The following is a 23,426-nucleotide window of genomic DNA, read 5'->3' on the forward strand; positions in this document are numbered from 1 at the left end:
GATGAGCTACGAATTCGCCGCAATTGCCCGCAAGGCATCCGTTGATGGCACGATTACCGCAGACGAAGTGCTGGCACTGCGCCAGTCCGGCTGGGCCGATGGCCGCATGGACCAGGAAGAGGCGGAAATCATCTTCGCCACGCAGCGCGCCATCGACGCACCGGGCACGGAATGGACGGATTTCTTCGTCGAGGCGATCCAGAACTTCGTGCTGAACGGCAGCGATCCGAAGGGCTTCGCCAGTGCAGAAGAATCGCAATGGCTGATTGGCGAGATCGAGAAAGACGGCCGCGTCTGCTCGATGACAGAGCTGGAACTGCTCGTGCGCATTATCGAACGCGCGCAGAATGTGGCCGAGACGCTCAAGACCTACACGCTCGGCGTGCTGGAGAAAGAAGTGCTGGAGGGCCATGGGCCTACCCGCGATGGCGGGAAGCTCGACGACAGCCGCGTGACCGAGACCGAGGCCAAGCTGATCCGGCGCGTCATTTTCGGCAGCGGCGGCGATCGTCCCGCGGCCGTCAGCAAGCGCGAGGCGGAAATGCTGTTTCGCGTGAAAGACGCATCGCGCGGCGCCGACAACGCGCCCGATTTCAAGCGCCTCTTCGTTCAGGGCGTGGGCAATTACTTGATGGGCTTTGCCAGCGCGAGCGGCCAGATCAGCCGCGAACGGCGCATGGAACTGGACAAGTTCGTCGCCGACAATTCCTCCAGCGTCGGCGGCTTTATCGGCCGCATGGCGAAAAGCGCTCCGACCGCATTCGGCGTTGTCTTTGGCAAGCGCGATGCGCCGAGCCGCGAAGAGCAAGCTGCAGAAGACGCGGAAGTGACGGGTATCGAGCAGGAATGGCTGGACGCCCAGATCGCCGCCAATGGCGAAGTGGACGAATACGATCAGGCGCTACTGGAGTTCATCGCCGAGGAAACCGGCGAAGCTTAGGCGCGGTCAGTCAAACTCGAGCGGAGCTTCGGCGCCGCCATGCTTCGGAAGTGGTCCCTTAGGTGGCTCGACTAGCGCAGGAGCCATGCCGGGAGGCCGCTTGCGGCTGTTACGGCGAGCCTGTCCCTCGATATCGTCACCGCGATAGCGCGCCATGACCCGTTCAACGAAACCGTTCGATTGCTTTTGGCGGGAGGGATTGCGAGGCAAAGACATCTCGGTGTCTTACCACAATAAGTCACCCTCTTCCAGTCTGGGAATTACAGCCGGAAATGACGGACTTCACACCATGAAGCTTTCGCCGCAGCCGCAAGAACCCTTCGCGTTCGGGTTCTCGAAAACGAAGCCGGCGGTGAAATCGTCTTCAACCCAGTCCATCGTGCTGCCGACAAGGTAGAGCACGCTCGCACCGTCGATGTAGAACGTGCCGCCGGGCGTCTCGATCTTCTCGTCGAAAGCGACTTCCTCGCTTACGTAATCGACCGAATAGGCAAGGCCCGAACAGCCCCGCCGCGGGGTGGAGAGCTTTACGCCGATGGCATCTTCAGGCGCTTTCGCCATCAGGTCGGCGACGCGCTGCTCGGCGGCGGGCGTCAGGATGACGGCGGCCTTGGGCGCGGGGCGGATCTTTGTGGAGCTTTCGGTCATATCAGTGTCTTCTGCCAGAACTGCGCGGTGCCGGTTTCCGGGTCGAGCGAATAATCGCCATAGCCGCAGCTGCGATACAGCGCCTTGGCGGTGTCATTGCCGCCCAGCACTTCCAATGTGACCTTGCACGCGCCGCGCTTCAAGGCCTCCGCCTCGACCGCCTGCATCAGCGCACGGCCCACGCCCTTGCCGCGATGGGCAGGCAGCACGGCCATGTCGTGGATATTGACCAGCGGGGCAGCGGCGAAAGTGGAAAAGCCGGTGAAGCAATTGGCGAGGCCGACGGCGGTATCGTCGAGGCGCGCAATCAGAGAGAATGCACCGGGAAAGCTGGCCAACGCATCGACCAGCGTATCGCGAGTGGTGTCGGCCAGCGGCTCCCCGCCACCCATCGGATCGCGGGCATAGGCATCGAGCAGGCCCACAATGGCCGCGCCATCCGCCGGATCGTCGTAATCGGCGAGCGCGATGGTCAGTTCGGGCGCGGTCGTGCTCACAGCATCCCCAGTTCGAGCCGCGCCTCGTCGCTCATCTTCGAAGGGTCCCATGGCGGATCCCATGTCACGACCACTTCGGCATCGCGCACGCCGGGCAGCGAGGCCGCGCGCATTTCCACCTCGGCAGGCATGCTTTCGGCGACCGGGCAATTGGGCGTGGTGAGCGTCATGGTGATGACGACATCGGCATCTTCGGCCACTTCAACATTGTAGATGAGGCCAAGATCGTAAATGTTCACCGGAATCTCCGGATCGTAGATTTCCTTCAGCGCGTCGATCACCGCCTGATGCAGCTCACCGCCCGGCTCGCCCGGAGCCACGCTTTTTGGCTTCTTGGCGAGGAAGCCCTCGAGGTAGTCGCGCTTGCGCTCCAGCTTTTCGCCAGCGGTTTCCTCATCGGGCAGCGGCGCATCGGAGACGCGCGCACGCCGGGGCTTTTGCACCATATCCGCCTGTTCCACAGGCGACGGGGCGGCGATCGTATCGCTGTCTTCCCTGGTGTCGGTCTTGTCGTGACTGTCCATCAGCCGAAAATCCTCTTGGTCCGTTCGATCCCGCGGATGAGCGCGGCGACATCGTCCTCGCTCGAATAGATGCCGAAGCTGGCACGCGCGGTGGCGGGAATGCCGTAATGCTCCATCAGCGGCTGGGCACAGTGGTGGCCTGCGCGGATGGCGACGTTCTCTTCATCCAATATGGTGCCCAGATCGTGCGGGTGAATACCCTGCAGCATGAAGCTGATGATGCCCGCGCTGTCCTCCGGCCCATAGAGCGTCACATCGTTCATGCCACGCAAGGCTTCGCGGGTCTGCGCGACAAGTTTGGCTTCATGCGCATGAATCGCCTCCACGCCGATATTCGCGACGTAATCGCAGGCCGCGCCAAAGCCGATGGCCTCGATGATGGCAGGCGTGCCCGCTTCGAAGCGCTGCGGTGCGGGCGCATAAGTCGTGCGCTCGAACGAAACGGCATCGATCATCGCGCCGCCGCCTTGCCATGGGGGCATGGCATCCAGCAGGTCCGCTCGGCCCCACAGCGCGCCGATGCCTGTCGGGCCATAAAGCTTGTGCGAGGAGAAGGCGTAGAAATCGCAGTCAAGTTCGGCAACGTCCACCGGGAGACGCGGCACGGACTGGCAGCCATCCAGCAGCAGCTTCGCGCCGACGCTGTGCGCGAGATCGGCGGCGCGCTTTCCGTCGACCACGCTGCCCAGCACATTCGACACATGCGCGAAGCTCACCATAGTATGCTCGGGCGTCAGCATCTTTTCAGCCGCATCGAGGTCGATCCGGCCATCCTCGGTCAGCGGACAGACATCCACTTGCCAGCCGGCGAGCTGCCAAGGCACGATATTGGAGTGATGCTCCAGCTGGCTCAGCAGCACGCGGCCCTTGTCAGGATAGCAATAGGCGACAAGGTTGATTGCTTCGGTCGCTCCGCGCGTGAAGACCAGCTCTTCCTCGCGCCCGCCGATAAATGCGGCGACCTTGCGCCGCGCGGCCTCGTAGCCAAGCGTCATTTCGGCCGAGCGCGAATAGACGCCGCGATGGACTGTGGCATAATCCTCGCCCATGGCCCGCGCCAACGCGTCGATCACCGCCTGCGGTTTTTGCGCGGTCGCGGCGCTATCGAGATAGTGCCACGGCGCGCCATCCGCGGTGAAAAGGCCGGGAAAGTCGTCCTTGCGTGTTCTGGTCAGCGTATCGGTCACAGCGTCGCCTCGTCCAGCTTGGCGAGCGCCTGTACCATCAGCGCATCGCGCATGGCGTCATCATCGCAGGCTACGAAAGCGTCCCCAATGAAGGCCTGCACCAGCAGCTTTCGCGCGACGGCAGGCGGCAGGCCGCGGCTGGCCATGTAATAGCGCGCCATCTCGTCCAGCTGGCCGATGGCTGCACCGTGCGCGCATTGCACATCGTCGGCGAAGATTTCGAGTTCCGGCTTGGTATTCGCGGTAGCGCCCTTCTCCAGCAGGATCGCGCGGAAATTCTGCGCGGCATCGGTTTTCTGCGCATCCTTCACAACCTCGATGCGGCCCAGGAAATTGCCGGTGGACTGTCCCCATTGCACCGCGCGGACGGTCTGGTTGGACGTGCCGTTCGGATGCGCATGGACGACGCGGGTCACGAATTCGCGGGTCGAGGTCTTGCCGCCGATGGTAACGCCGCCAAATTCGAAATGCGCGCCCTCATCCAGCGTGGCTTCCACTTCGACACGGGCAAACTCGCCGCTGTCGAGCACGCCGAACGCTTCATAGCGACCGCCCTTGCCAACTTTCACGCGCACACGCTCGACAGCATCGCCGCTATCGCCGAGCACTTCGCGCAGCGTCTCGCCGGCAGGGACTGTGACATTCCGCCATGTATGCACGGCATCGGCGTCGGCTGAAGCGAGCCATGCGCTATCGGAATAGCGCCAATCCTCGTCACGATTGGTGGGAACGGTGAGGGTCGCAGTGTCGCTCACGAACGCTCCTCCCGCAACTGACGGCGGAAATCGTCCAGCGTGCGGCTGCGATGGGTACGCACGCAATCTTCGATGGCGGTGCGGTCATCGCCATGCTCGCGCACGCATCCGGTGGTCGTGCGGCACAGGCGGCTGTCGATGATCTCGCTGCCGCTGGAGGCGGAAAGGCTGCAGTGCCAGTTTCCGTCCGGACCGCGCCCGACATTCACCTCGATCGAGCGCAGCCGCTCGGCCATGACGAGGATCTCGTTCTCAATCTCGTCCGTCGGCGTTGCGGGCACGGCATGTTGGGCCAAAGCCATGGCGATGGCGGTGCTAAGCATTGGCCATCACCGCGTCATAGCCCTCCGCTTCCAGGCGTTTGGCTAAGTCCGGTCCGCCGGTCTGGACGATGCGGCCATCGGCAAGAATGCTCACCTTGTCGGGGCGCACATAGTCGAGCAGGCGCTGGTAGTGGGTGATGAGCAGCACGCCCTTATTCTCGTCGCGCATTATGGCGTTGATGCCCTCGCCCACCACGCGAAGCGCATCGATGTCGAGGCCGCTATCGGTCTCGTCGAGCACGGCGAATGTGGGATCGAGAATGCCCATCTGCACCATTTCGTTGCGCTTCTTCTCGCCGCCGGAGAAGCCGACATTCACATTGCGCTTGAGCATTTCCATGTCGAGCCCCAGCAGCGCGGCCTTTTCCTTTGCTAGCTTCAGGAAGTCCCCGCCCGATAGCGGGTCTTCACCGCGTTCCTTGCGCTGGGCGTTCAGCGCCTCCCGCAGGAATTGGACGTTGGAGACGCCGGGGATTTCGACCGGATACTGGAAGCCCAGGAACAAGCCCGCCGCGGCCCGCTCATGCGGTTCCATGTCGAGCAAGTCGGTTCCATTGAAGCTGACGCTGCCGCTCGTTACTTCGTAACCGGGTCGGCCACCCAGCGCATAGGATAGCGTGGACTTGCCCGCGCCATTGGGGCCCATGACCGCATGGATTTCGCCCGCTTCGATTGTGAGCGAAAGCCCCTTGAGGATTTGCTTGCCGTCGATTTCGGCGTGAAGGTTTTTGATTTCTAGCATCAGTCTTTCCGGTCGTCGCGTTGCGCATCATCGCGCGGCGGGCCGTTGCCGTCGCGGTCGTAACGCGGTTTCGTCTGGCGGGGGTTTTCGGCGAAATGCTGGCGGCGCGCCTCGGCCTTGTCGGCGATGCGCAGTCGCATGCCTGCTGTGATGCGTTTGAGCACATCGTCCATGTTTTCCAGGATATCGGCGGCCTCGAGGTGCATCACCTTCACGCCCACCGCTTCCAGCGATTTGTCGCGGCGACGCATCAGCTGCGGGCCGAGCGCTTCCTCGCCTTCCTCGTCGATGATGATTGCCATGCCGAGGTTGTGACAGTTGAAATCGACAATCGCGCTGCCGACCACGGCGAAGCGCTTAAAAGTATACTTGCCCAGGTCCGCCTTGCTGAAACGCGCGGCCAGCGCCTTATGCGCCTCGGACGAGTGCCGACGCATCTTGCGTGCCTGCTCATGCAAATTGTCGAGCCGCTTCTCGCTGATTTCCCAGCCGCGCCCCTTCTTCTTGAGCTTGGGCGCTTCGGCGTCTTCGCGGACTTTAAGTGTCTTGCGCTCAGTCATCGAAGTGCCTCTCCAGTTCTCGCAATCGCTGCGTGGAGCAATCGCGCATGACGGTGCGGGTCTGCTGGACGGCGGCGCGGCGCTCTGCTCGTGCGAGCGAACGATCCCGCCCGCGTGCGATCGTCATCAGGTTTTCGTCTACGCATTGCAGGATGGCCTCGCATGCAAGCGTGTCGAGAGTGTCGTCGCCGGTACTCCGACGGACTTCGCATAGGGCACTGCCGGTATCGGGTAGATGCCACCGCCCGCGAAAATCGCGCAGTCGCTCTGCGGCCACCGTAATGGCTGGCACATCCATCGTCTCGGTTGAGTCAGCTTCCTGAGGTGTCGCTGAAAGAAGAGCCAGAAGAAGGATCGCGGAAATCACCCCACGCTCCCCTCGAGCGAGATCGCCAGCAGCTTCTGTGCCTCGACAGCAAACTCCATCGGCAGTTCTTTCAGCACTTCCTTGGCAAAGCCGTTGACGATCAGCGCCACGGCCTCCTCCTCGCCCAGTCCGCGCTGCATGGCGTAAAAGAGCTGGTCGTCGCTGATCTTGCTGGTCGTGGCCTCGTGCTCGATCTGCGCGCTCGGGTTCTTCACCTCGATATAAGGCACGGTGTGCGCGCCGCAGGTGTCGCCCAGCAGCAGACTGTCGCATTGGGTGAAATTGCGCACGCCATCGGCATTCGCCGCGACCCGCACGAGCCCCCGATAGGTGTTGTTGGAGACGCCTGCCGAAATACCCTTGGAGATGATTGTAGAGCGCGTCCCCTTGCCATTGTGAACCATTTTGGTTCCGGTATCGGCCTGTTGATGGTTATTTGTAACCGCGACCGAGTAGAACTCGCCCACGCTGTCTTCGCCGTTCAACACACAGGACGGGTATTTCCACGTCACCGCAGAGCCGGTCTCGACCTGCGTCCATGAAATCTTCGAGCGCGCCCCCTGGCACAGGCCGCGCTTGGTGACGAAATTGTAGATCCCGCCCTTGCCGTCGGCATCGCCGGGATACCAGTTCTGAACGGTGGAGTATTTGATCTCCGCATCCTCCATCGCCACCAGTTCGACAACCGCCGCGTGCAGCTGGTTCTCGTCCCGCTGAGGCGCCGTGCAGCCTTCGAGATAAGAGACGTAAGACCCCTTCTCGGCGACGATCAGCGTGCGCTCGAACTGCCCTGTATTCTCGGCATTGATGCGAAAATAGGTGCTCAGCTCCATCGGGCAGCGCACGCCCTCCGGGATGTAAACGAAGGTGCCATCGGAAAAAACCGCGCAATTGAGCGTCGCGAAGTAGTTGTCGCGCTGCGGCACGACTTTGCCCAGCCACTTCTTCACCAGCTCGGGATGCTCCTTGATCGCCTCGCTGATGGAGAGGAAGATGACGCCTGCCTTCTTCAGCTCCTCGCGAAACGTGGTGGCGACGCTTACGCTGTCGAACACCGCATCCACAGCAACCTTGCGGCTGCCTTTAACATTGGCGAGCACTTCCTGCTCCGCCACGGGAATGCCGAGCTTGTCGTACACTTCCTTGATCGCCGGATCGAGCTCGTCGAGCGAGCCCAGCTCCGCCTTCTTCTTCGGCGCGGCGTAATAATAGGCGTTTTGGTAATCGATCTTCGGGTAGCCGAGCTTCGCCCAATCCGGCTCTTCCATCTGCTCCCACATGCGGAAGGCTTTCAGCCGCCAGTCGAGCATCCATTCAGGCTCGCCCTTCTTGCCGCTGATGAAGCGGACCGTGTCTTCGGTGAGGCCTTTCTCGGCAAATTCGGTGTCGATATCGGAAGACCAGCCATGCTCGTATTCGGCAGCCTTCGCAGCCGCATCGCGGGCGTCCTGATCGGTTTCTGGCTCATCCATCTCGGACCGATCGCGGACATCCAGTTCTTCGCTCATGCCATTTCTCTCTTCTGCGCCAGCTGCACCAGGCTGACATCGGCCAGCGCGCCGCGCAGTGCATTGTTCACTATCGGCCAGTGCGGCTGGACCCGGCAGGTGCCTTCCAGCGCGCAGTCGCTTCTCGTCGCGTCCACGCAGCTGGTGAGCGCGATAGGGCCTTCCACCGCCTCGACAATATCGGCGAGGCTGATGGCCGCCGCTGGCCGTGCCAGCTGCAAACCGCCACCCGCACCGCGCGAGGAACGCAAAAGGCCGGCAGCAGTCAACTTGCTGACAACCTTTTGCACGGTGGGCGCCGGAATGCCCGTTTCGCCGGCCAGTTCGGACGCGCTCGTCTTGCCCCCGCCGCAATGGCGAGCCGCAGCGCTCATCGTAACGACGGCGTAATCGGCAAGGTTGGACAGTCGCATGATACCCGCAGCACTTCTAATCGGACCAAATTGTTCCGATTGCGCAGATATGCGGAAAACCAGCGGAATCAAGCCATTTCAGCTTGTTGCGAGTCGTTAGCAATCGAGCTCGCGCAGGTTCTTCCCGCCGACCATTTCATTGAGGTACGGCGAGTCCGGGTCGCCGATCCGCGCAGGTGTTCGTCCCACGAATTCGCGAATCTCGCGTATCATATGCGGCTGGTCGTAAAAGGCTTCCGCCAGGGCGGCCTCGTCTTCCGGCGCCATTTCCGGCTGGGAAAGCATGGCAGCGGCGCGCAGAGCGCGGTATTTACGCCGCAGGGCAACGGGCGAAAGGCCGAAATATTGCTGGACCAGACGCTGGGTCTGGCGGCGGGAGAAGCTGCTGGCTGCGTAAAGTTCGTCGACATCGGGCAACAGGCTACTGCCAAGCCAGGTTCCGACTGCTTGCATCAGTTCTACATGGCGCGGTCGCGGTATTTTCGCATGCTTGAGGATCAACGCGCCCAGCGCATCGAAATACTCTTGCACCCGCCCTTGGTCCTGGCGGTAGGCTTCGCACAGCCGCGCTCCCTGTTCGGCAATTTCGGCGGGCAGATAGTCCGATGCGCGGTAGAGGCGATTGGCATGCTCGCACGCGTACATGCCGGTAAGCGCTGCCCAGCCCAGCGGAGACAGCGCCGCGCCGACGGCATGAAACGGACCTTTCACCTCGAACGGCGCAGCGCAGGCGAAGGGCGTCAGGAGGTTGACCTCGCAGGATGGATCGCTGCCGCCATCGGGTAGGCTCATTTTCCCCTCGCCATAGGGGAATAGCGTGAGGTGCCCCACGGCGGCGGGCTGCATGTCGCGCACCAGCGGATCGTCGCAGCGGAAATGGTAGAAAGTGGTGACGAAGTTCGCGACCGGCCCTTCAGGCGCGAAATAGTCGATGGTGAAGCGGTGGGGCGCTGTCAATTCGCCGCCTTCGAGACCGTCCCGCTTCATTGCCGCCCCCTTGCCCTTTGTCCCCGTATCTTCCGCTTCAGCCGGCTTCTGCAGCAATCCAGTCGTCGACCTGCTCTTCCAGGATAGACAAAGGTACAGGGCCGTTGCGCAGCACGAGTTCATGGAACTGGCGGATATCGAACTCGTCGCCGAACGCCGTGCGCGCCCGTTCGCGCAGCTCCATGATCTTCAGCTTGCCGATCATGTAGGCCGTCGCCTGCCCGGGATAGACGATGTAGCGTTCGATAGCTTTGCGGATATCGCCTTCCGGGTTGGGCGTGTTCGCCTGCAGATAGGCAATCGCTTCCTCCCGGCTCCAGCGCTGGTCGTGGATGCCGGTATCGACCACCAGACGGGCGGCGCGCCACAATTCCATGCCCAGCCGCCCGAAATCGGAATAGGGATCGGTGTAGAAGCCCATCTCTTTGGGCAGTTCTTCCGAATAGAGGCCCCAGCCTTCGGTATAGGCGGTGAAGCCGCCAAAGCGGCGGAACGGCGGCAGGTCCGTCAGCCCGGTCTGAATAGCGCGCTGCATGTGGTGGCCGGGATTGGCCTCGTGGTAGGCAAGCGCCTCCAACTCGTTGCGGCTCATATCGCGCAGATTGTAGAGGTTCACGTAATAGATGCCGGGCCGCGAACCATCGGGTGCGGGGCTCTGGTAGAATGCCTTGCCCGCGCTCTGTTCGCGGAACGCTTCCACCGGCTGCACGCGCAGCTCGTATTGCGGGAGAGTGATGAAGTAGTCGGGCAGCCGCTCGTTCATGGCGGCGACGACGGCGTCCACTTCGGCGAGGTAATCCTCGCGGCTGGTGTGGAAGAAGCGGTCGTCCGTGCGGGTATATTCGAAAAACTCCTGCAAGGTGCCTTCGAAGCCGACCTGCGCCATGATCGCGCGCATCTCGCCATGGATCCGGTCCACTTCGCGAAGGCCGATGGCGTGAATTTCATCCGCCGAGAGCTCTGTAGTGGTGTAATACTTAAGAAGCGCGGCGTAGTACTCCTCGCCTTCGTCGAAACGCCAGATGCCGTCATCGGTTGGCGCCATGGCCTGTTGCCGCTGCATCTCGACCTTGAGCTGGGCGAAAGCGGGGGCCGCGTTGTTCGCCCATGCCTGTTCGGCCTCGCCGATCAATTCCGCGCGGCGCACATCGGAAAGGTCCAGGTCGGCCACTTCGCTGCGGAAATCCTCCAGCACGGCGTTTTGCATGCCAGCACTCAGGACATTGTCGATGTCAGAAATGACGTAGGGGTAGACCCAGTCGGGCGGCATGACGCCTGCCGCCGCGCGCTCGACGGATTGCCGGATCAGCGTGTCGACCACATTGCCAAGCCCACGGATACGCTCGACATAGGCCTCGGCATGTTCCTCGGTCTGCACCGTGTGCGTATTGATCAGGAAAGCGGGCAGACTGCTTTGCGCGCCGCGCATCTGGTCAAAATCCCAAGTGAGATGCTGGAACGGATCGAGCAGCGCATCGCGCTCTATGGTCGCTTCGAACAGGCGGTAGGACAGGCGATCTTCCTCGGACAGGTCCGCCAGATCATAGCCAGCACGCATCCGCGCCAGCCATTCCTGCCGCATTGCGCGGCGCGCCTCGTCGGCAGCCTCACTGCGATCGCTCCATGTGCCGTAATCCGCATCGCGAATGCCGCGAAAGGTCTTCGTTTCCGGCGACATGGCGAGCATTGCGTCGTCATATTGCTCGAAGAACATATCGATCTCGGCAGGCACCGCTGCTTCCGCCTGTGCCTCCATCGCAATCTCGCGCTGCTGATTCGCGGCGCACGAGGCAAGCGCCAAGGCGCTGGCGGTGAGGAGGGCGTGGCGGAAGGGGCGTGCGATCATGTGCGGCAATCCTCGTTGTTCGTCATGAGGTTATGCCGAGGCAGCGCTGTATGTAAACGACAAAAGAAGGGCGGCACTCCGGTGTGGAGGCCGCCCTGTTAGTTTGGAGAACTCGACAGGCCGAAGCCTCGAGCCCTTCGGGTCGCATGTGATGATGTATCCGCAAACTGTGACGATTTCTTGTAAAAACACGTCATTCTGGACATAATTTTTGTTTGTTTTGCGAAATCGCAGCTGCGGTACCGTTGTCGCTTGCGCTCGCTGCGCCGATCCTGCCAAGGAGCGGGCATGGTCTATTCGCTCATCCGTCCGGCGCTTTTCACTCTCAATGCTGAGCGCGCGCATGGCCTGACTATCCGTGCATTGAAAGCGCTACCGAAGGGAAAACCGGCCAGGCCGGGAGGTCCGCTGGCGGTGCGCGTGGCGGGAACGGACTTTCCCAATCCGGTCGGCATGGCAGCAGGCTTCGACAAGGATGCCGAAGTGGCCGACGCGCTGTTCGGGCTCGGCTTCGGCTTCGTCGAAGTCGGCTCGATCACCCCGCGCCCACAAGCGGGCAATCCCAAGCCGCGGCTGTTCCGGCTGGCGGAGGACCGCGCCGTCATCAACCGCATGGGCTTCAACAATGGCGGGGGCGAAGCGGCAGCGGCGCGTATCCGGGCGCGCGGCACGCGGCCCGGCGTGCTCGGAATCAATATCGGCGCCAACAAGGATAGCGAGGACCGCATCGCCGATTATGCCGCGATGACGCGGCTGATGGCGCCGCTCGCCACCTATCTCGCAGTCAATATCTCCAGCCCCAACACGCCCGGCCTGCGCGCCTTGCAGGATGAGAGTGCATTGGCCGACCTCTTGGACGCTGTGCTCGAAGCGCGGAGTGGCGAGCGCCCGCCGGTCTTCCTGAAAGTCGCGCCCGATCTGGAGCCGGCAGATGTGGAGGCGATCACCCGCATAGCCATGGACAAGGGCCTCGACGCGCTCATCGTGTCGAACACCACCATCGCCCGGCCCGCGTTGAAATCGAGTCATGCCGAGGAGACCGGCGGCCTTTCAGGCGAACCGCTGCGTGAGGTCGCGCTGGCCATGCTGCGCAATTTCCGCCGCGAGTCGGGCGGCGAAATCCCGCTGATCGGCGTCGGCGGCATCGCCACGGCGGCCGATGCGTGGCAACGTATCAGGGCGGGCGCCTCACTGGTGCAGCTCTACAGCGCCATGGTCTATCGTGGCCCGGGCATTGCGCGCGATATCGTGCGCGGGATGGAACAGCTGATGCGGCGCGATGGCTTTGCCTCCATTGCAGAGGCGGTCGGAACAGAATAGCAGTCCTGCCCATGGGACTTCGCACATTTTCCGCTCTTTGCGCTGCATTACTGGCGACGGCCTGCCAGACTGCGCCTGCGCCCGATCCGCTTAGCACGGCAAGCGCCGTCGCGGCAGCGCCTGTCGGCACCGGAATGGTGAGCGCGGCGGATCCGCGCGCCGCGGCGGCAGGCGCGCAGATCCTGCGGCAAGGCGGCAGCGCCACCGATGCCGCCATCGCCGTGATGCTGGCGCTTACCGTGGTCGAGCCGCGAAGTTCCGGCATTGGCGGGGGCGGCTTTTATCTGCGCAGCGATGCGGCGGGAAATGTCGTATCGCTGGATGGCCGCGAGACAGCGCCATCGGCAGCGACGCCGGATTGGTTTCTCGACGAGAATGGTGAGCGGCTGGGCTATCGCGACGTCGTGACCACCGGCCTCAGCGTCGGCGTTCCGGCCAATGTCGCCCTCGCTGCAGAAGCACATGCCCGCTACGGCACGCTCCCTTGGGCAGACCTGTTCCAGCCCGCGATCAGGCTTGCCAGCGATGGCTGGATCCTCACCGAACGCGGCGCGAACTTTGCCGAGCGCGTGGGGGAGCGGGCCACGCATGACCTCTCTCTGCCGACGCTGATGTTCGATGCCGAAGGCACGGTCCTGCCGGTGGGCACGCGCATCACCAATCCCGACCTTGCCATCACCCTGCAAAACCTTGCCGCGGAAGGCCCTGGCTGGCTTTATTCAGGGGAATCGGCAGACGCGCTCGCGACACATATCGCCGCCAATACGCCTGGCCGCGACGGCATGGTGCCTGCCGATATCGCCAGCTACCGCGCGATCTGGCGCGACCCGGTGTGCGGGGAATATCGCGGCTATCGCATTTGCGGCATGGGGCCGCCATCCTCAGGCGCGACGACGGTTTACGCGATCCTTGTCCAGCTGGAATCGTATGACCTGTCCGCTCTCGGTCCGGATAGCCCGACATTCTGGCATCTCTTCGCCGAGAGCCAGCGACTCGCTTATGCCGACCGCGAGCTGTATCTTGCCGATGGCGATTTCTTGCAGGTGCCGGTGGATGGCCTCATGGACCGCCACTACCTCGCAGAGCGCGGGATGCGGATCGACACTGCGGCTCGCATGGAGATTGTCGAGGCGGGCGAAGTCCCGCTCGTAGGCGGCCACAGCGAAGCCCGCGCGGACGGCGACGAGCCCGAAGAGAACGGCACCAGCCATTTCTCCATCGTTGATGCGGACGGGAATGTCGTTTCCTACACCTCGACCATCGAGGGGCCGTTCGGTTCGGGGCTCTATTTCGGCGGCTTCTACCTCAATAACGAACTCACCGATTTCAGCTTCTCGCCCGAGCGCGACGGTGTGCCGGTCGCCAACCGCGTGGAAGGCGGAAAACGGCCACGCAGCTCGATGTCGCCGACGCTGGTGTTCGATCCGGAAGGGCGGTTGATCCTCAGCATCGGCGCGGCGGGTGGCGGCACGATCCCGGTGCAGGTCGCCAAGGCCCTGTTCGGCATTATCGATTTCGGCCTGACCGCGCCTGAAGCGCTAGCGCTGCCGACGCTCTACTCGCCGGGCGATACCGTAACGATCGAGGAAGGCTCGGCGCTGGAAGCGATGCGCGGCGACCTGGAAGCGCTCGGCCATACGGTCACGGCGCGCAGCCTGCCGCTCAAGGCGAATGCCGTGCAGCTGGTGGATGGCGCCTGGCTGGGCGCAGCCGATCCGCGCAGCGAAGGCGCGGCCATCGCACCCTGACGCGCGCACATCGCAAACACTTGCCGGGAACCTCAGGCTTACGTAATCCGCTGTGCACATGACAAAGCCGGGACAACCGGCGGACCGGGAAGCCAGCAGGGAGAGTACGCCGGTGGAACTGAGCGATATCGAAAATGCCAAAAGCCTTGTCGGGCTGTTCCTGACACGGGCGGACCAGCAGGGCGACAAACCCTTCCTCACCGCCAAGATCGACGGTGAATGGCAATCCATCTCCTACCGCGAAGCTGCCGAAAAGGTGTGCCTCGCCGCAAAGGCCCTGCGCGACATGGGCCTGGCCGATGGCGACCGTGTGGTCATTGTTGCCGAGAACCGTCCGGAATGGTGCATGATGGACCTCGCCGTCATGGCCGCAGGCTGCGTCACCACCCCTGCCTACACCACCAATACGACGGCAGACCATTGCCACATCCTCGACGATTCGGGCGCAAGCGCAGTCGTGATCGGCAATGCCAAGCTCGCCAAGCCCCTGTTTCCCGCCATCCTGCAAACCGGCAATGTGCGCCATGTGATCGCCATCGATCCGATCCCGGCGCATCAGAGCGGCCAGTTCGACATGCACGGCTGGTCCGACATGACAACGGGCGATGCCGCTGCCGCACGGGCCGAGGTGGATGCGCGGCTGGAAGGCGTCACCCGCGACGACATGGCGTGCATCATATACACCAGCGGCACCAGCGGCGCGCCGCGCGGGGTGATGCTGCATCACGGCGCAATCCTGTGCAATGTGATCGGCGCTGCGGAATTGATCGCGCAGGATCTGGGCTGGGGGGAAGAGCGCTTCCTCTCCTTCCTGCCGCTAAGCCACGCTTTCGAACACACTGCTGGCTTCTTCCTCGCGCTGGGGCTGGGCGGCGACATCTGGTTCTCCGAGGGGCTGGACAAGCTCGCCACCAATCTGGAGGAAGCGCAGCCCACCATCATGGTCGTGGTGCCGCGCCTGTTCGAAGTGCTGCGCAACAAGATGATCAAAGCGATCGAGAAGCAGGGCGCGCTCGCCAATTTCCTGCTTGGGCGCGCGCTGGCGCTGGGCGAGAAGCAAGTGGCCGGCACCGACGGCATCCTCACCAAGCCCGACGAATTGCTGCTGAGCCTGACGCTGCGCCCGAAGATCAAGCAACGTTTCGGCGGGCGAGTAAAGGCGCTGGTGTCGGGCGGCGCGCCGCTCAACCCCGAAGTCGGCGGCTTCTTCCAGGCCATGGGCCTCACCATGCTGCAGGGCTACGGCCAGACCGAAAGCGCGCCGGTCATCAGCTGCAACATCCCCTCGGGCGGAATCAAGCTCGACACGGTCGGCCCTCCCTTGCGAGGAGTAGAGGTGAAGATCGCCGAGGATGGCGAAATCCTGGTGCGCGGCGAGCTGGTCATGAAAGGCTATTGGCAGCGCCCCGAAGATACGGCCCGCGCGCTGGAAGGCGGCTGGCTGCATACAGGCGATGTCGGCCATATCGACGAGCGCGGACGCATCAAGATCACCGATCGCAAGAAAGACATCATCGTCAACGACAAGGGCGACAATGTCGCCCCGCAAAAGCTGGAAGGGATGCTTACTCTCCAGCCCGAAATCATGCAGGCAATGGTCTCGGGCGACAAGAAACCCTACATGGTCGCGTTGATTGTGCCCGACGCCGAATGGGCGGTGCAATGGGCCAAGGAGAACGGCAAGACGTTCGACATGGCCGAATTGCAGGCCCTGCCGGAATTCCAGCGCGCGATCAAAGCCGCCGTCGATCGCACGAACCAGGATCTCTCGGTAATCGAGAAAGTGCGCAAGTTCGTGATCGCGGATGAGCCGTTCAGCACCGAAAACGAGATGATGACGCCGACGATGAAGATCCGCCGGATGCAGATTCGCGAAACCTATCAAGGCAGGCTGGACGCGCTCTACTAATCGAATGCATTGGTGGTGAACGCGATCTTTACCTTCGCCCTCTAGCTAGAGCACCTTTCCAGGCCCGGTAGAGGGCCGGTCGAAGGTGCTTTTCATGCTTGCCATTTTCTCGCGTAGCCGCGCGCTCCTGTTTGCCACCAGCGCGCTTGTCGCCATCGCGCCAGCATCAGCCATGGCGCAGGATGCACAGATCCTCGAACGGCTCGAAGCGATGGAAGACCGCCTCGAAGCGCTGGAGCAGGAAAACGCGGCGCTGCGTGCGCAATTGCAGGGGTCGCCCTCTGCGCCGGTGATTGCAGACACGCCAGCACCCGATGCCGCAGCGCAGGACCAGGTGCCCGGCGAGCCCGTCACGCTGGCCGAAGCGGGAGCGGCGCAGGTCGATCCGGTGGCCGAAATGGACGATCCGCGCGAGATCGATGTGGCGGGCTCGCAGAACTTCGTAGGTACCAACAGCACCTATGCCTACGCGATGCTGGACCATGCGGAGAATGTGAATACCAAGCCGCTGATGCAGCTGACTGCATTGCAGGATGGCGAACTCACCGACCGCGTCACGCTGTCGGGCGGCATCACCGCCATCGCCAACTGGCAATTTGCCAGCGTGGACGACAAGTTCGGCTACCTCATGCGTCACCCCACCAGCGCCAATCAGCTGGGTGACGAAGTGTCCGAAGTGGTGCTCCATTCGGCGAATTTCGCTTTCACGGCGCAGCTTGCACCGAACCTGACAGGCTATGCGGAATTTCTCTACGACCCGCAGCAGAGCTTTGGCCCGGGCACGATTACCGCGCTCACCCGCAACCAGCTGCAGCTGCGCCGCGGATGGGTGATGTATGGCGACCTGAACGACCACCCGTTCTACGTAGCGGTGGGCAAGATGGACACGCCCTTCGGCCTCAACGACACGGTCAGTCCGTTCACCAATTCGACCAACTGGCATGCCTTCTCCGGCCTTGCATTCGGCGGGCAGGCAGGGTTCGTTTCGGGCGGTCTGCACCTTCGCGGGATGATCATTCAGGGCGGCGCGCAGTTTCGCGCGGCGAATGTGCCGGTGGAAGGCTCCAGCGTACCCTCGCGCGCCAACAATTTTGCGTTCGATGCGCGCTACACGCTCGCCCTGGGCGGAGAGGAAGCGAACAGCGCGATGGTGGGCGCAAGCTACCAGCACGGCACCGCCTATTGCCAGGGCTATCCCGTCTTCCACTTCAACCCGTGCGCCGACAACAACCCCGGGGTCGCCGTGTATGGGCGCGTGAATTACGGTCCGCTCACGCTGCTGGGCGAGTATGCCCGCACGACTGACGAGTGGGAAGGCACCGCCGTGCCGATCCCGAACAATCCGCTCAGCATTTACGATCCGGTCGCGCCCGAAGCCTTTACGCTCGGCGCGCGCCTGGGGTTCGGAGACGACCGCGCGGCGATGCAACGGCGCGAATTCGCGCTGTCGGCAGAGTTTTCGCGCTTCATTTCGGGCGAGGACGGTTCGCCGTGGGAGCGGCAGAACCAGCTGGTACTGGGCACATCGTGGTTCCCGCTGCCCAATGTGAACCTGTTCGGCGAATTCATCCACGTCGATGGCTTCGTGCCGCTAAACTTCCTGTCGGGCGGCAACTTCCCCGATGGCAGCACCTGGTCCGAGCAGGGCGCGGACACCGATGTCATCATGGCGGGCGCGCAAGTCGCCTTCTAGGCGGCTTCGACCTCGACCCGCTCCGGATAGAAAGCCGGCTCGCGGCGCGACCAGCCGGGCGCGGTGGCAGCGGCCTCGCTGAGCGATTGCAGCAGCTGGCGGCGCGTGGCGGGTGCCACTTGCGGCAGTGCCGCTGCGCCGCAAAAGGCGGCCGGAAGGTAAGGCCGCACCGCGGCGCCCAGCAGGCGCTCGTACAAAAAGCGGTAGGCGGAAAAGCTCTCGATGCGCCCGAGCGCCAGATCCTGCGCGGAAATGCGGGTCAGCGTGCCCATGAAGGTTTCCAGCCCGTCGAAGCCGTCATCATCCGGCACCAGAGCGCGCAGCTGCTTCAACTCGCGATAGGCGATGTACTGTCCGCGAATGGCGCATTGGTCGGCTATGGATTGGCTCCAGACCTTGAAGGCATCGCAGCGACCGAGCGCGATATCGAGGCTACGCTCGATGAATTCCTGCTCACTCGCGGTGAAAGCGGCAAATTCCCGCATCTCGGCGATGGTGAGCGAAAAACCTTTTGATTCGTGCCCCATGGTCCGGGTTCCCTGTCCGTTATGGACTGAGGTGTGCGCGGATATGGTTAATTTTGTGTGAGCGAATGCTGAGGTCGGCGTGTGGGGCTAAGCTAAATCAAGCCCGCTAGCGGACTGCTGGGATCGGCATACTTCCGGCGACCCATCCGTCCGGAGAGATAAGCATCGCGTCCGGCCTGCACCGCCAACTTCATCGCGCGCGCCATGCGCAGCGGGTCTTTCGCTTCGGCGATGGCGGTGTTCATCAGCACACCGTCGCAGCCCAGCTCCATGGCCACCGCCGCATCGGATGCAGTGCCCACTCCGGCATCGACCAGCACAGGGACGCTAGCGCCTTCCACGATCAGGCGGATGGTCACCTGGTTCTGGATGCCGAGGCCCGACCCGATCGGTGCGCCCAGCGGCATGATGGCGACCGCGCCGGCCTCTTCCAGCTGCTTGGCAGCGATCGGATCGTCCACGCAATAGACCATCGGCTTGAAGCCTTCATTGGCCAGCGTCTCGCACGCGGTCAGCGTTTCGCGCATGTCGGGATAAAGCGTTTTCGCCTCGCCCAGCACTTCCAGCTTCACCAAGTCCCAGCCGCCTGCCTCGCGCGCCAGGCGCAGCGTGCGGATCGCCTCGTCCGCCGTAAAGCAGCCCGCGGTATTGGGCAGGTAGGTGACCTTTTTGGGGTCAATGAAATCCATCAGCACCGGCTGGCTGGGATCGGAGACGTTCACACGCCGCACGGCGACGGTCACGATTTCGGCACCGGAGGCTTCGACCGCCGCGGCGTTCTGCGCAAAATCCTTGTATTTGCCCGTCCCGACGATCAGGCGGCTGGTGAAGCGGTGACCGGCGACTTCCCAGCTATCGTCCTCGTTCTCGCCGGAGCCTCCACCCACAAAATGGACGATCTCCAGCGTATCGCCATCGGCCAGGCGCACATCGCCAAGCGTCGAACGCGGCGCGATTTCACCATTATGCTCCACCGCCACCTTTTCAGGCGACAGGCCAAGCTCGCGCACCAAAGCGGCGACGGTTTCGGCGGAGGTGCGGCGCGTATCGCCGTTTACGGTGAGAGTCAGGGGCTGGAGATCGGTCATTACGCTGCGCGAGATAGCGCAGATCAGGCGCGACGCAAGTTGAGGATGTGGCCGGCGGCCACAAGAGTCACCCCGATCACGGTCAGCAACGCTTCCTCGAAGCCATGGCCGACAGCCAGCGCGCCGCCCATGAAGGAGAGGCCCGTCATCGCGACGACGAAAGGCTTGGCCCGGCGGTGGCGCACAGCGCCCACGCCAATAGCGACGGCGGCGATGATCGTTGCCAGCAACAGGCCCCAGCGATGGATGTCGGGATGGAACAGGAAGGTGCTGCCAAGGCCCAGGCCGGCCACCAGTGCAAGCCCCACGACACAATGGAGCAGGCATAACGCCGAAAGCGTAATACCGATGCGGTCCAACCGGCCGCGAATCCAAGGCGCAATGGAAGCCATGGCGCGCATATATGTAATGTTATCACATTTGGCAAGGATGGGGTCGGCCCCGCACCCGAATTCCTGCGATGCAGCCCAAAGCACGGCTTGCGATTTGTCCTCGTCAGGTCCAAATCGCAGCGCATGATGGCTACCGTCGCTGCCGCCGCCCCAACCGATTCTCGTGCGCGCCCGCTGGCCATCGCCAATTGGCTGTTCGTGGTCGCGGGCATGGTTCTGGTGATGATCGCCGTGGGAGGGATTACGCGCCTCACCGAGAGCGGCCTCTCCATTACCGAATGGAAGCCCGTAACCGGCGCCATACCTCCGTTGACCGAGGAAGCATGGTTGAAAGAGTTCGAACTCTACAAAACCACCGGAGAATACCAGAACGTTAGCGGCCCCGCCGGCATGGATCTGGCGGCGTTCAAATTCATCTATTTCTGGGAATGGTTTCACCGCTTCCTGGGCCGCGTGATCGGCCTCGCCTTTGCGGTGCCGCTGGCATGGTACTGGGTCAAGAGTGCAATCCCTGCAGGGTACAAGCCGCGGCTTGTCGCGCTGCTGGCGCTGGGCGGACTGCAGGGCGCGTTCGGCTGGTTCATGGTCCGCTCCGGCCTTGGCAGCGAGATGACCGACGTGTCGCATTTCTGGCTGTCGATCCATCTGCTGACCGCATTCATCACGCTGGGCGGATTGGTGTGGACCGCGCTCGACCTGCGGCGCCTGCATGCGACCGGCGACAATATGCCTGCGCGTTTTACCGGGCTGGTATGGGTGGCCGCGGCAATCCTGTTCATCCAGATGCTGCTGGGCGCATGGGTCGCCGGACTGAATGCAGGTCTTGCATCCAACACCTGGCCGCTGATGCAGGAGCGGTTGGTGCCCGAAGTCAGCTGGGCAAGCGGCTTCTGGTACACGTTCACGCATGACCCGTTCTGGCTGCATTTCCTGCATCGCTGGTGGGCGTGGGTCGCCGTTGGCGCGCTGATGGTGATGGCGGTGCAGGTCAAAAAGCGCGCGCGGCGCGCCTCCGTCGCGATGCATGCAGTGCTGGGCACGCAAATCCTGCTCGGCATTGCAACCGTGCTCAGCGGCGTAGCGCTCTGGATCGCTGTGGCGCACCAGCTGGTGGGTGCGCTGCTGGTAGCGGCCTTCGCATGGGGCGCACATGTGCTGGGACGGCGCGCGTGAGCGATAATGGCGCGGCGTTGATCTGGTGCCCTTTTCCTGACGTCGAAAGCGCGAAAGCTGCGGCGCAGGTTCTACTCGAAGAGCGGCTGGTTGCCTGCGCGAACATCGCGCCCGCGATGACATCGGTGTTCCGCTACAAGGATAAGGTCCAGTCAGCGACCGAGGCTGGCGCATTGTTCAAGACGACCGGCGCACTGCTCGATGCTGCGATAGAGCGGCTTGCGGCGTTGCACCCTTACGACACTCCGGCAATTTCCGGTTGGCATGCTGACAGCGCGCCACAGACTACTGTAGGCTGGCTCCACGACGAGACCGTGGGGGGCGATTAGGATGGCTATGGCAGACAGGCGGCGCATGCTTGCGCTGGCGGCAGCCGCTATTGCCGCGCCCGCATGGACGGCAGCGTTGGCGCGGCCTGTATCGACGGGCCGGATCATCTCTCCGCCTTCCGGCATGATGCGCTACACGCGAACGGCAATACGGCAACTTGGCCAGCACGAGACACTGCAGGTAACGCGCAGCTTCGATGTCGATTTTCGCAGTTTCGAACATGGCTTCATGTTGCACGGCCAGCAGGTGGCGGCGCGCGTCGAAGCACCTGAAGCGCTGCGCAGCTTCGGCCGGCTCGAAGAAGCGCGCGACGAAAGCGCACTCTTTCCCATCGCGCTTAATGCCTACGGCCAAATCCTCTCGAGCGATCTGGCTCCGCTGGAAAACGACGGGGTTGCGGCAGCTATCGCCGAAGCGGTGGAGATTTTGCGACAGCAGCAATTGCCGCAAGATGAGCGCGCACAGCTCGCCAGCTCGATTGCGGCCATGCAACGCGCCGCACAGAGGGTGATTGCGCATTTGCCGACGGATATATTCGCCCCCTCTGCCGGTCCGCGCGTGGTCGAGCAGGCACTGGCCCTTCCGGGCGGCATGGCTGGGCGGTTGGAAACGCGGTTTGCCGGAGAAAGCGATTTCGCCACTGGCCTGATGCGCTCCGCAACGCGCGAGATCGTCACCGAAGTCGAAGGTTCGACGCGGCGCGCTCATGAGAGATGGAGCCTCACTGCGATATAGTCGCTGAAGCGGCATTCGATGCGAGGCGGTATTATTATACCTCTCCGCAAAGCCGCAGAATCGCTTGACTTGAGCGCCATCGCACGACAAATGCGCGCATCCGCAGCGATGCCCATGCCGATTCTGTCAGCTGGCATTGCTGGCAAAGTTTAGATCAAGGAACGAAAAGCCATGAAGGCTCTGAGCAAGACCACCCGGTCGATCAAGCCGGCTGAAGTCGAAAAGAAGTGGCACGTTATCGATGCCGAAGGTCTGGTCGTCGGCCGCCTCGCATCGATCATCGCCAACATTCTTCGCGGCAAGCACAAGCCGAGCTACACCCCGCATGTCGATTGCGGCGACCACGTTATCGTCCTGAATGCCGACAAAGTGCAGTTCACCGGCGGCAAGGCCGGCAAGAAGGTGTATTACAAGCACACCGGCTATCCGGGCGGCCTGAAGGAAGTGACTGCCGACAAGGTTCTGGCGGGCCGCTTCCCCGAGCGCGTTCTGGAAAAGGCTGTCGAGCGCATGATCCCGACCGGCCCGCTGGGCCGCGCGCAGATGAAGGCGCTTCACCTCTATAACGGCACCGAGCACCCGCATGACGGCCAGAAGCCCGAAGTGCTCGACGTCGCCTCGATGAACCGCAAGAACAAGGTGTCCGCATAATGGCGACCGAAGAAACCAAAACCGCGACCGACCTCGCCGACATCAAGGATGTGGTCGAGGACGCTCCCGCCGCCGACGCTGCTGCCGGCGAAGGTGAAGGCGATACCGCACCCGCTGCGCCGACGATGCCGCTGCGCGAGCAGGAGATCGACGATCAGGGCCGTGCCTACGCCACCGGTCGCCGCAAGGATGCCACCGCACGCGTCTGGCTGAAGCCCGGCTCCGGCAAGATCACCGTCAATGGCAAGGACCAGGAAGTGTATTTCGCACGTCCGACGCTGCGCCTCGTGATCAACCAGCCTTTCGCCATCACCGAGCGTGAAGGCCAGTACGATATCGTCGCGACCGTCACCGGTGGCGGCCTGTCCGGCCAGGCCGGTGCTGTGAAGCACGGTATCAGCCAGGCGCTGACCCGTTATGAACCCGCCCTGCGCGCAACGGTGAAGGCCGCTGGCTTCCTCACCCGCGACAGCCGCGTGGTGGAGCGCAAGAAGTACGGCCGTGCCAAGGCACGTCGCAGCTTCCAGTTCAGCAAGCGCTAAAAGCGACAACCAGTTTCCTCG

26 protein-coding genes are annotated in these 23,426 nt (G+C 63.0%); 10 read left to right on the plus strand and 16 right to left on the minus strand.

What is annotated here, in order from left to right; genetic code table 11:
- The first annotated feature begins 1 nt into the window (after nt 1).
- Nucleotides 2-940: a hypothetical protein gene (locus tag BMF35_RS03140; RefSeq protein ID WP_047006879.1), complete on the plus strand. Its 939-nt coding sequence runs from the start codon at nt 2-4 to the stop codon at nt 938-940.
- Nucleotides 941-1,222: 282 nt separating this feature from the next.
- On the opposite strand, the gene BMF35_RS03145 is transcribed toward BMF35_RS03140, so the two are convergent.
- The 13 genes from BMF35_RS03145 to BMF35_RS03205 form a co-directional block, all read right to left on the minus strand.
- A complete protein-coding gene (locus BMF35_RS03145; RefSeq protein ID WP_047006880.1) occupies nt 1,223-1,588 on the minus strand; it encodes a HesB/IscA family protein in 366 nt (121 codons plus the stop codon).
- Nucleotides 1,585-2,085: a GNAT family N-acetyltransferase gene (locus BMF35_RS03150; protein ID WP_236781549.1), complete on the minus strand. Its 501-nt coding sequence runs from the start codon at nt 2,083-2,085 to the stop codon at nt 1,585-1,587. Before BMF35_RS03150 ends, BMF35_RS03145 begins: the two co-directional genes overlap by 4 nt.
- Entirely contained in the window at nt 2,082-2,531 is a 450-nt protein-coding gene (locus BMF35_RS03155) for an SUF system Fe-S cluster assembly protein (RefSeq protein ID WP_047007556.1), read from the minus strand. The genes BMF35_RS03150 and BMF35_RS03155 overlap by 4 nt, the downstream gene beginning before the upstream one ends.
- A 77-nt stretch (nt 2,532-2,608) precedes the next feature.
- Nucleotides 2,609-3,796: an aminotransferase class V-fold PLP-dependent enzyme gene (locus BMF35_RS03160; protein ID WP_047006882.1), complete on the minus strand. Its 1,188-nt coding sequence runs from the start codon at nt 3,794-3,796 to the stop codon at nt 2,609-2,611.
- On the minus strand, nt 3,793-4,551 hold the full coding sequence (locus BMF35_RS03165) for a SufD family Fe-S cluster assembly protein (RefSeq protein WP_047006883.1): 759 nt from the start codon (nt 4,549-4,551) through the stop codon (nt 3,793-3,795). Before BMF35_RS03165 ends, BMF35_RS03160 begins: the two co-directional genes overlap by 4 nt.
- Nucleotides 4,548-4,853 (minus strand): hypothetical protein, encoded by a 306-nt coding sequence (locus BMF35_RS03170; protein WP_156172128.1) that lies wholly within the window; start codon nt 4,851-4,853, stop codon nt 4,548-4,550. Before BMF35_RS03170 ends, BMF35_RS03165 begins: the two co-directional genes overlap by 4 nt.
- 13 nt (nt 4,854-4,866) lie before the next feature.
- Nucleotides 4,867-5,616, minus strand: a complete 750-nt coding sequence (gene sufC, locus BMF35_RS03175; RefSeq protein WP_047006885.1) for a Fe-S cluster assembly ATPase SufC — start codon at nt 5,614-5,616, stop codon at nt 4,867-4,869.
- Complete coding sequence (locus BMF35_RS03180) at nt 5,616-6,176, minus strand: DUF559 domain-containing protein (protein WP_047006886.1); 561 nt, start codon at nt 6,174-6,176, stop codon at nt 5,616-5,618. The genes sufC and BMF35_RS03180 overlap by 1 nt, the downstream gene beginning before the upstream one ends.
- A complete protein-coding gene (locus BMF35_RS03185) occupies nt 6,169-6,474 on the minus strand; it encodes a hypothetical protein (protein ID WP_047006887.1) in 306 nt (101 codons plus the stop codon). Before BMF35_RS03185 ends, BMF35_RS03180 begins: the two co-directional genes overlap by 8 nt.
- A 65-nt stretch (nt 6,475-6,539) precedes the next feature.
- A complete protein-coding gene (gene sufB / locus BMF35_RS03190; RefSeq protein WP_047006888.1) occupies nt 6,540-8,051 on the minus strand; it encodes a Fe-S cluster assembly protein SufB in 1,512 nt (503 codons plus the stop codon).
- Nucleotides 8,048-8,464, minus strand: coding sequence for an SUF system Fe-S cluster assembly regulator (locus BMF35_RS03195; protein WP_047006889.1), 417 nt, complete (start codon nt 8,462-8,464; stop codon nt 8,048-8,050). The genes sufB and BMF35_RS03195 overlap by 4 nt, the downstream gene beginning before the upstream one ends.
- A 96-nt stretch (nt 8,465-8,560) precedes the next feature.
- Complete coding sequence (locus BMF35_RS03200; RefSeq protein WP_047007557.1) at nt 8,561-9,451, minus strand: helix-turn-helix domain-containing protein; 891 nt, start codon at nt 9,449-9,451, stop codon at nt 8,561-8,563.
- 37 nt (nt 9,452-9,488) lie between these two features.
- Entirely contained in the window at nt 9,489-11,297 is a 1,809-nt protein-coding gene (locus BMF35_RS03205; protein WP_047006890.1) for a DUF885 domain-containing protein, read from the minus strand.
- Between the two features lie 288 nt (nt 11,298-11,585).
- Here BMF35_RS03205 and BMF35_RS03210 point away from each other — a divergent pair, with 288 nt between their 5' ends.
- From BMF35_RS03210 to BMF35_RS03225, 4 genes are all read left to right on the plus strand, one after another.
- Nucleotides 11,586-12,617, plus strand: coding sequence for a quinone-dependent dihydroorotate dehydrogenase (locus tag BMF35_RS03210; RefSeq protein ID WP_047006891.1), 1,032 nt, complete (start codon nt 11,586-11,588; stop codon nt 12,615-12,617).
- 11 nt (nt 12,618-12,628) lie between these two features.
- A complete protein-coding gene (ggt, locus tag BMF35_RS03215; RefSeq protein WP_047006892.1) occupies nt 12,629-14,365 on the plus strand; it encodes a gamma-glutamyltransferase in 1,737 nt (578 codons plus the stop codon).
- Nucleotides 14,366-14,423: 58 nt separating this feature from the next.
- The gene (locus tag BMF35_RS03220; protein WP_047006893.1) at nt 14,424-16,274 is read left to right on the plus strand and encodes an AMP-dependent synthetase/ligase; all 1,851 of its coding nucleotides are present in this window, start codon (nt 14,424-14,426) and stop codon (nt 16,272-16,274) included.
- 94 nt (nt 16,275-16,368) lie between these two features.
- Nucleotides 16,369-17,967, plus strand: a complete 1,599-nt coding sequence (locus BMF35_RS03225; RefSeq protein ID WP_082115722.1) for a hypothetical protein — start codon at nt 16,369-16,371, stop codon at nt 17,965-17,967.
- On the opposite strand, the gene BMF35_RS03230 is transcribed toward BMF35_RS03225, so the two are convergent.
- The 3 genes from BMF35_RS03230 to BMF35_RS03240 form a co-directional block, all read right to left on the minus strand.
- Entirely contained in the window at nt 17,964-18,494 is a 531-nt protein-coding gene (locus tag BMF35_RS03230) for a hypothetical protein (RefSeq protein WP_047006894.1), read from the minus strand. The genes BMF35_RS03225 and BMF35_RS03230 overlap by 4 nt on opposite strands.
- 92 nt (nt 18,495-18,586) lie before the next feature.
- Entirely contained in the window at nt 18,587-19,582 is a 996-nt protein-coding gene (gene thiS, locus BMF35_RS03235; RefSeq protein ID WP_082115675.1) for a sulfur carrier protein ThiS, read from the minus strand.
- A 23-nt stretch (nt 19,583-19,605) separates the two neighbouring features.
- On the minus strand, nt 19,606-19,974 hold the full coding sequence (locus BMF35_RS03240) for a MerC domain-containing protein (protein WP_047007560.1): 369 nt from the start codon (nt 19,972-19,974) through the stop codon (nt 19,606-19,608).
- 123 nt (nt 19,975-20,097) lie between these two features.
- Here BMF35_RS03240 and BMF35_RS03245 point away from each other — a divergent pair, with 123 nt between their 5' ends.
- From BMF35_RS03245 to rpsI, 5 genes are all read left to right on the plus strand, one after another.
- Nucleotides 20,098-21,147 carry a COX15/CtaA family protein gene (locus BMF35_RS03245; protein ID WP_236781550.1) on the plus strand — a complete coding sequence of 350 codons (1,050 nt, stop codon included), beginning with the start codon at nt 20,098-20,100 and terminating at the stop codon, nt 21,145-21,147.
- Nucleotides 21,144-21,476, plus strand: a complete 333-nt coding sequence (cutA, locus tag BMF35_RS03250; protein WP_236781551.1) for a divalent-cation tolerance protein CutA — start codon at nt 21,144-21,146, stop codon at nt 21,474-21,476. Before BMF35_RS03245 ends, cutA begins: the two co-directional genes overlap by 4 nt.
- Before the next feature lies 1 nt (nt 21,477).
- Nucleotides 21,478-22,212, plus strand: coding sequence for a hypothetical protein (locus BMF35_RS03255; RefSeq protein ID WP_071961166.1), 735 nt, complete (start codon nt 21,478-21,480; stop codon nt 22,210-22,212).
- A 171-nt stretch (nt 22,213-22,383) separates the two neighbouring features.
- Nucleotides 22,384-22,863: a 50S ribosomal protein L13 gene (gene rplM / locus BMF35_RS03260; RefSeq protein WP_047006897.1), complete on the plus strand. Its 480-nt coding sequence runs from the start codon at nt 22,384-22,386 to the stop codon at nt 22,861-22,863.
- Nucleotides 22,863-23,405 carry a 30S ribosomal protein S9 gene (gene rpsI, locus BMF35_RS03265; protein ID WP_047006898.1) on the plus strand — a complete coding sequence of 181 codons (543 nt, stop codon included), beginning with the start codon at nt 22,863-22,865 and terminating at the stop codon, nt 23,403-23,405. Before rplM ends, rpsI begins: the two co-directional genes overlap by 1 nt.
- Nucleotides 23,406-23,426 lie beyond the last annotated feature (21 nt).

It is taken from the genome of Aurantiacibacter gangjinensis (genome assembly GCF_001886695.1).
Lineage (GTDB): Bacteria > Pseudomonadota > Alphaproteobacteria > Sphingomonadales > Sphingomonadaceae > Alteraurantiacibacter > Alteraurantiacibacter gangjinensis.

Bases quoted from the DNA above. Each gene is read 5' to 3' on its own strand.
- BMF35_RS03255 (WP_071961166.1), top strand. From the start codon at position 21,478: ATGGCTATGGCAGACAGGCGGCGCATGCTTGCGCTGGCGGCAGCCGCT.
- sufC (WP_047006885.1), bottom strand. From the start codon at position 5,616: ATGCTAGAAATCAAAAACCTTCACGCCGAAATCGACGGCAAGCAAATC.
- BMF35_RS03140 (WP_047006879.1), top strand. From the start codon at position 2: ATGAGCTACGAATTCGCCGCAATTGCCCGCAAGGCATCCGTTGATGGC.
- rpsI (WP_047006898.1), top strand. From the start codon at position 22,863: ATGGCGACCGAAGAAACCAAAACCGCGACCGACCTCGCCGACATCAAG.
- BMF35_RS03210 (WP_047006891.1), top strand. From the start codon at position 11,586: ATGGTCTATTCGCTCATCCGTCCGGCGCTTTTCACTCTCAATGCTGAG.
- BMF35_RS03155 (WP_047007556.1), bottom strand. From the start codon at position 2,531: ATGGTGCAAAAGCCCCGGCGTGCGCGCGTCTCCGATGCGCCGCTGCCC.
- BMF35_RS03180 (WP_047006886.1), bottom strand. From the start codon at position 6,176: ATGACTGAGCGCAAGACACTTAAAGTCCGCGAAGACGCCGAAGCGCCC.
- BMF35_RS03195 (WP_047006889.1), bottom strand. From the start codon at position 8,464: ATGCGACTGTCCAACCTTGCCGATTACGCCGTCGTTACGATGAGCGCT.
- BMF35_RS03220 (WP_047006893.1), top strand. From the start codon at position 14,424: ATGACAAAGCCGGGACAACCGGCGGACCGGGAAGCCAGCAGGGAGAGT.
- rplM (WP_047006897.1), top strand. From the start codon at position 22,384: ATGAAGGCTCTGAGCAAGACCACCCGGTCGATCAAGCCGGCTGAAGTC.
- sufB (WP_047006888.1), bottom strand. From the start codon at position 8,051: ATGAGCGAAGAACTGGATGTCCGCGATCGGTCCGAGATGGATGAGCCA.
- BMF35_RS03170 (WP_156172128.1), bottom strand. From the start codon at position 4,853: ATGGCTTTGGCCCAACATGCCGTGCCCGCAACGCCGACGGACGAGATT.
- BMF35_RS03145 (WP_047006880.1), bottom strand. From the start codon at position 1,588: ATGACCGAAAGCTCCACAAAGATCCGCCCCGCGCCCAAGGCCGCCGTC.
- ggt (WP_047006892.1), top strand. From the start codon at position 12,629: ATGGGACTTCGCACATTTTCCGCTCTTTGCGCTGCATTACTGGCGACG.
- BMF35_RS03225 (WP_082115722.1), top strand. From the start codon at position 16,369: ATGCTTGCCATTTTCTCGCGTAGCCGCGCGCTCCTGTTTGCCACCAGC.
- BMF35_RS03230 (WP_047006894.1), bottom strand. From the start codon at position 18,494: ATGGGGCACGAATCAAAAGGTTTTTCGCTCACCATCGCCGAGATGCGG.
- BMF35_RS03245 (WP_236781550.1), top strand. From the start codon at position 20,098: ATGATGGCTACCGTCGCTGCCGCCGCCCCAACCGATTCTCGTGCGCGC.
- thiS (WP_082115675.1), bottom strand. From the start codon at position 19,582: ATGACCGATCTCCAGCCCCTGACTCTCACCGTAAACGGCGATACGCGC.
- BMF35_RS03205 (WP_047006890.1), bottom strand. From the start codon at position 11,297: ATGATCGCACGCCCCTTCCGCCACGCCCTCCTCACCGCCAGCGCCTTG.
- BMF35_RS03185 (WP_047006887.1), bottom strand. From the start codon at position 6,474: ATGGATGTGCCAGCCATTACGGTGGCCGCAGAGCGACTGCGCGATTTT.
- BMF35_RS03200 (WP_047007557.1), bottom strand. From the start codon at position 9,451: ATGAAGCGGGACGGTCTCGAAGGCGGCGAATTGACAGCGCCCCACCGC.
- BMF35_RS03240 (WP_047007560.1), bottom strand. From the start codon at position 19,974: ATGGCTTCCATTGCGCCTTGGATTCGCGGCCGGTTGGACCGCATCGGT.